The following is a 6,950-nucleotide window of genomic DNA, read 5'->3' as shown; positions in this document are numbered from 1 at the left end:
GCGACGTCACGTTCACAAATCCGCTGCTGGCAGGAGTGTCACGCGATGGTCAGTTCACGAACCATCGTAAGGAGAACCCCTATGGGCCGCTTCCCAAAACGGAAGCTCACTACGAAGGGCTATACCGACACGAGCAGCGTGTAATCCTCAAATTTACCATCGGCACAAAAGAGACTTCAAAGGCCGGTTCCCAAGCACCGACAGTTCTGCTGGAGTCCCCCTGGCGCGAGTCGGCTGAAGGGATCAGTGCCCTCAGTCGAACCATCTCCATCGGTCCTTCCGACACTCCGATTTCGATCCTGGCGGCGGATGGCTCGGCACGGGTCCGACTGATCAAATCAAAAGAAAATGCAACTCTGACGCGGGGACCAGACGGAGCTCACGTGCTGACCGTTGCTCCGCATGCAGGCCAGGTCCTGGTGAAGCTACTGATCGGGTCTCCTGCTTCGGACGAAGTCGCCTTCGAGCGTCTGGCGGCGTCTTCGTCCGCAGCGGAAGACCTGGCAAAACTGATGACCCCCGGTCCCACGATCTGGGGCGAGCCCCTCGTCACGGTCGGTGAAGTCGCGAAGGACACGGCCCCCTACGTCATCGACACAATCACGGTCCCATTTGAGAACCGATTTAACGCATTGATGTTCTGCGGAGGTCACGACTTTCTGCCTGATGGCCGGGCTGTCGTCTGCACCCTGCATGGAGACGTCTGGCTGGTCGACGGAATCGACGACAAGCTGGAAAAAATCACTTGGCGTCGCTTTGCCACCGGCTTGTTCCAGCCGCTGGGCGTGAAGGTGATTCATCGGAAAAAAGGGACCGGGAAAAGTGCGAGTCCAAGTGAAATCTACGTCGTCGGTCGGGATCAGATAACGCGTCTTTACGACATCAACAATGATGGCGAGGCTGACTACTACGAGAACTTCAATAACGATGCGTATGTGTCTCTCAACGGCCACGAATACGTTGGGTGTCTCGAAACGGATCGTGCCGGGAACTTTTACTACGTCAAAGGGAACTGTAATTCGGCCATACCTCACGATGGATCGCTGCTGAGAGTCTCGGCGGACGGACAGAAGCTGGACGTTTATGCGACAGGGTTTCGCAACCCGAATGGCATGAGTATCGGCCCTCAGGATGAAATCACGGTCGCGCCGCAAGAAGGGGAGTGGACCCCCGCGTCCGCCGTCTTCGACGTCCATCAGGGGGGGTTCTATGGGGGGATGATGTCGCATCATCAGGCGACACCTCCCACCGACTTTGAACGTCCTTTCTGCTGGTTCCCACGGCTTGCAGACAACAGTTGCGGCAGTCAGGTCTGGGTCACCAGTGATCGCTGGGGACCTCTTTCGAATCAACTGCTCCATCTTTCCTATGGCCAGTGTGAATTGCGTCTCCTGCTACGTGAGAAACTGGTCCGAACCCCGGAAACGCAAGTCGTCACCGGCCCCGCAGGACCTTATGCCGGACCGCTGATGAACGGTGGATCGACCGAATTCAATCTGCAGTTCGCCTCGGGCGTTCATCGTGGAAAGTTTCATGAAAAAGATGGCCAGCTTTACCTCACCGGACTCAAAGGCTGGGTGAGTAGTGCGGTGAACGATGGCTGCTTTCAACGCGTTCGCTATACCGGTCAAGGCGTCGATCTTCTGGTCGGAATGAAGACCTACCGAAATGGGATTTCGCTCACGTTCTCGCGCGAGCTACTTCGCAGTGATGCAGAGGACATCGACAACTATGACCTTGAAGCCTGGAACTATCGCTGGTCTGCTGAATACGGTTCACCCGATCTGAAGCCTTCGGCACCAGGACAGATCGGACGTGACGTGGTGGAACCCAGGTCAGCGACATTGCTGCCCGATGGGCGAACCGTCTTCATCGAGATTCCCGACCTGAAGCCCGTCGATCAGATCGGAATCAGCTACCTGCTGCGGAGCACCGACAAAACAACGTTCGAGCAAACCGCCTACCTCACCTTGAACGGACTTCCCGGGGATGTCTTCCCTGAGGATCAACTCCATCGAACAACGCTCGATCCCGAGAAAGAAGCACTGCTCGCGCGACTGCAGCCCGGCGTGCTTCTGGCTGGTTCCTCTTTGCCACATCCCGTCATTCGGCGGCAACTGGCGTGGTCAGGGATCGCCCCCAGTTTGAATTCTGAGCCGGTCACCATCTCTGGTTACCTGAAAGTCCCCTTCACGGGGGACTTTCGATTCAGCGTGCGAGCGAGAGTCAGGGATGACGCGAGCAGTGACACTGAAGACACGGGCGCAGAGCTTGCCCACTCTCAGACAATTCTCGAAATCAATGGAGAGCAACAGCGAATTGGCCCTACCCCCATCACCTTTCGCCTGCGAAAAGGCCTGAACTCCATTGGAATCAGCCATGTCCCCACCATCACAAGTCCGCACTTCGGTCTGATGTGGGAGAGTGACCGTTTTCCCAAAGAGTTGATTCCAGCAACGCTGTTGTTTTATGACTCGGCACAGGATGCGGATCCCCGCGACACGACGGCCGACACGGGACGACTTCTCTACGAGAAACATCAGTGTGCTCGCTGCCACATTGAGAATGTCGAATCATCAGCATCATTCCCCACCGGACTGACCGTCGAACAGATTCGTCTGGCGCCACGTCTGGACGGCATTGGTTCGCGACTGCAACCAGGCTGGCTGAATGAATGGCTCCGCCATCCCGCTCACGTACGTCCTGACGCCACGATGCCGCGCCTGCTCGGCAAAACCGATGATCAAGCGGTCGCTGACCTGGTCGCTTATCTCGCTTCGCTCCCGGATTCGGAGCCCCCACCTGCAGGATCACAGGAGCCGGCCGATCTCGCGGACGCGATCGAGAAAGGGGCCGTCCTCTACGAACGACTCGGATGCATCGCCTGCCACACATTCACCCGGTCTGACGAGAACGCCGAATGGGATCGGGTTTCACTCCATTTCGTAAAGTCCAAGTTCAAGCCAGGACAGTTACAGCGATTCCTGACAGCACCTCATCAAAATCACACGACAAGCCGGATGCCCGATTTTCATCTGACGCCGGAGGAAGTCGTGGCACTGTCGGCCTATCTCGAACACTCCTCGACAGGCACGGTTCCCGCGTCGACAAATTCCCTTCAGGGGGACGTCAAGCGAGGTCACAAACGCTTCCTCGAGCTCCGTTGTCACCACTGTCACCAGACAAAAGAGACCGACCAGTTGGCACCACCTGACGTCCGTTCGATTCTCGCAGGGGCGGTCACAAAAGGCTGCCTGCAATCCGAAGCGACCGGTTCGCGTCGCGTCACCTACGGCCTGAACGACGACGATCGCTCGGCGCTGGGTCAGTACCTCAAGTCCGGGCACACGCCCGTCAAATCCACGCCTGAAGCCTCCGGACGGCTCCAGCAAATTCTGACATCACTCCGCTGCTCGGCCTGTCATTCACGAGATTCCGCATCCTCCCTGTGGCCCGAGATCATCGCCGAAGAAGGTTCAGGACAATCGCCCGAGGCGGTCCCGCATCTGACCTGGGTCGGTGAAAAGCTGCAGGGGCCGTGGATTGCCCAGTTCCTCGCAGGCAACATCAAGCAGAAGCCACGTCCCTGGCTCCGCGCCCGCATGCCCAGCTTCCCTGCCTACGCCAACCTGATCGCACACGAGTTGGCCTCCGAACACGGCGTCGCTTTCGAAGAGCCAGTACCGACCGAGCTGACATCGGCCAAAGTCGAACAGGGGCGGCTACTGACCCTGCGGGATGGTGGGCTGGATTGCCGCCAGTGTCATGCTGTCGGGAAGGATGTTCCACGTGGAGACAAAGCCACTCAGATCGCCCTGGGGATCAACTTTGCCTTTGCGAAGGACCGACTCCGGCCTGAATTCGCACTGCGTCAAATGCTCGATCCACCCCGTTACGACATGGGCTCTCGCATGCCCAGGTTTGCACCTGATCTGAAAACAACCGCAGCCACTCAGGTCGAAGGGGGGAACGCCCGTCGGCAGTTTGAGGCGATCAAGCAGTATTTGTGGTCGATCAGAACGGACGAATGATGGCAGGTCGTCGGTCATCGCCCGCGTTTCGATCCTGCCGCGGGCGTTCCATGGCAGAATGAGGTCCCTCTTTCGCAGGGGACTTCACCGAAGTAAGTTCCAAGCCCATCCAAAAATCAGAATGGCAAATCACCCTCTAAACCGGTCTTGATGCGTTCTGATTTTTTGGCTAGTGTCCGCGACATTCCAGTCATATTGAATCTCATCTTCGATTGTTCACCTCCAATACTCGTATTTCCCGCCGAAGTTGTGGCGTTTCCCTTTGGATATCGGTATGCGATCCGTGTTCGGCCCGCTGATGCTCGTACTTCTCTCGCTTACGGCGGGGGGATGTATGCTGCCTGCGCCGTTCGGTCGGGCAGAGAGTCTGGGTGACCGCCCCCTCGCGTCACCCTTCCTGAAGGGATCGCGCAAGGCCAAGTCAGAGTCGGATCTCAAGTCGCAGTCGGATATTTCCTTCCGCTCGCCAAAGACAGCGCGCGGTGCAAGTCGATCGTCCGAAGACCGTCCTGCTGATGCAGAGCATATCGAGACGGCGGAACATTCGTCCGGCGACCATCCAGGCGATTCCGCCGTCAGTACAACGGGTCACGCCTCCCTGGCTCACGATTCGTTCGATGCTGATGAGCCACAGTTCGACGCTGAATCAATTCCCTCAGATGATGTACGCCACAAACAAGTGGACGAGCATGTCTCGAAGGCGAATCAGCCGTTCTCTGACGAGTCGGATGCCGTTTCGGAAATCGGCAAGGTTCGTTTCGACTCGGTCGAAGAAGACGAAAAGGCCGACCAGGACGCTGTCGAGACGGGCCATCCAAAGAAGGGCGAGGCCGCCGCAGCCGAATTCACCGCAAGCGAAACGAACGACTGGGATGCCGAACCCGCGAAGCCAGAACAGGCCGCTGCAACCGCTGACACCCTCGCAAGCGACGTCGAACAGGTGGCCGCCTCAGAGTCCGGCGTCCCCAAGTGGGCTGATCGGCACCTCGGTCACGCCGCCGCGTCTCGACTCGCCAAGTCGAAGTCGGAAGGCTCCGACAAACCAGAAACGACGCGTCTTCCCTACGACATTGATCAGTCCGAGATCCCAAGTGGTCCCATCACCGTCGGCACTCTCCCCATGTTGCCCTGGCAAGACGACCTGGAAGCCTTGATCTCCCGGATTGAACAGGAACTTGCCTCGACCAAGTCAGACCTGGACGGGGACCGCATGAACGAGCACATCCGTAGACACGCCCACTTGCGACTGCTCTACCTGATGGCACAACGACAGGAACAGGCACTGACGGCCATTCCCAGTGTGGACAACGCACAGCAGGAATACTGGCAGCAACTTCTCTGGGCCATGTCGAACAGCCTGGATACGGCTCAGTTTCCCGACGAGGTCGAACGCGCCGCCAAAACAGTTCCGCCACTCAGCGGGGCTCTCAGACAGATGCGCGAACAAGCCGGCTTGTCGATCAAGAACATGACCTTCTGCCGGAAGATCTCGTACTTCGGAAACTATGAACGGTTTCCACGTAACGAGTTTACACCGGGACACGAGGTCCTGCTCTACGCGGAAGTCGAAAATTTTGTGAGTGCGATGACCGCGGACGGCGAATACCGCACTTCACTGAAGTCTCTGATCGAAATCAAGGACTCCGAGGGGCAGATCGTCTGGACGAAGGGCTTCCCTTCGACAGAAGATTTCTGCCGTAACCCACGCCGCGATTACTTCCACAACTACCAGTTCTACATCCCCGAGGGTCTGTCGACAGGCGCTTACACGCTGAAGCTGACCATTGTCGATGAACTGAGTAAGAAGCGGGCTACCAACTCGCTCAGCTTCGTCTTGAAATAAGTTGCATGCGGGTCTTGAAATAAACCGCATCGGGGTTGCGGGCCCGCGAGTCCAGCACAACCCCCTGCGAGCGGCCACCGTTTCTACTCAAGCAGACTTCGTTTCAAGACCTCTTGTGCCTGGGCGAAGTAAGGCTGCCAGACAATCTCGGGGCTGCCGTTCTTGAGGCAGTCCCGGACCTTCTGCAGTGTGTTCCGGGCCATGTGAGGACAGCGGTTGCACGCACACGTCTCGCCCGTGGAGGCCATGATTCCCGGCACGGGGATGTATTCATGCTGCGGAGCCAGCTTTTTCAACGGATGAATCATGTTGGCTTCGGTCGCGACGAGGAACGTCTTCGGTTCCGTCACGGACGCGACGTATTTACGCATCTTCTCGGTGCCGCCAATGACATCGGCGATCTCAAGAATATTCGCGGGGCATTCCGGGTGTGCCATGACCAGCGAACCGGGGTTGTTACGCTTGGCTCGCAGCAGGTCCTGAATGCTGAAAACCTCGTGCACCATGCAGGAGCCGGGCCACAGGATCATCGGGCGGCCCGTCACGGAACTCAGATAGCGTCCCAGATGCTGATCGGGAACGAACAGAATTTCTTTATCTGCGGGAACCCGGTCGATGATCTCTCGCGCGTTGCCGCTGGTCACGATCCAGTCGCACAACGCCTTCACAGCTGCTGTGGTGTTAATGTACGCGACTGTCTGGAAGTCGTGCCCCTTCGCACGGAGTTCGGCCTGATAAGCGGCCAGTCGGTCTGCCGGACAACTGTCAGCTAGCGAACAGCCGGCCTGCAGGTCGGGCATCAGAATCCGTTTTTCGGGATTGAGAATCTTGGCCGATTCACCCATGAAGTGAACGCCGCAGAACACGATTGTCGAGGTGGTCACCTTAGTCGCATCGCGAGCCAGCTTCAGACTGTCTCCCGTGAAATCGGCAATGTCCTGCAGATCACCGTCCACGTAGAAGTGAGCGAGGATGGTCGCATCCTGTTTCTTTTTCAGCTCGTCAATTTCGTCCATGAGCGCCAGCGGATCTTCATAGACTTCGACAGGAGCGGCCATGTCCAGGACGGGAAGGTC

General features: G+C 57.8%; 3 protein-coding genes. 2 read left to right on the top strand and 1 reads right to left on the bottom strand.

The annotated features are described in order from the left end of the window. Both VGE80_RS20465 and VGE80_RS20460 read left to right on the top strand, forming a co-directional pair. The coding region (locus tag VGE80_RS20465) for a c-type cytochrome (RefSeq protein ID WP_440593951.1) at nt 1-4,031 on the top strand (4,031 nt) is incomplete at its 5' end. A 274-nt stretch (nt 4,032-4,305) separates the two neighbouring features. Then, nucleotides 4,306-5,874 (top strand): hypothetical protein, encoded by a 1,569-nt coding sequence (locus VGE80_RS20460; protein ID WP_440593950.1) that lies wholly within the window; start codon nt 4,306-4,308, stop codon nt 5,872-5,874. Between the two features lie 83 nt (nt 5,875-5,957). Here VGE80_RS20460 and nadA read toward each other — a convergent pair whose 3' ends face one another. Further along, the gene (gene nadA / locus VGE80_RS20455) at nt 5,958-6,932 is read right to left on the bottom strand and encodes a quinolinate synthase NadA (protein WP_440593952.1); all 975 of its coding nucleotides are present in this window, start codon (nt 6,930-6,932) and stop codon (nt 5,958-5,960) included. Nucleotides 6,933-6,950: the final 18 nt, after the last annotated feature.

This window comes from Schlesneria sp. (assembly GCF_036405755.1).
GTDB classification, from domain to species: Bacteria; Planctomycetota; Planctomycetia; order Planctomycetales; family Planctomycetaceae; genus Schlesneria; species Schlesneria sphaerica.
The sequence above is the reverse complement of the archived record's forward strand: the minus strand, read 5'-3'. Positions and strand labels throughout refer to the sequence as shown.

Coding starts and splice junctions, on each gene's coding strand:
- VGE80_RS20460 (WP_440593950.1), top strand. CDS start 4,306: ATGCGATCCGTGTTCGGCCCGCTGATGCTCGTACTTCTCTCGCTTACG.
- nadA (WP_440593952.1), bottom strand. CDS start 6,932: ATGGCCGCTCCTGTCGAAGTCTATGAAGATCCGCTGGCGCTCATGGAC.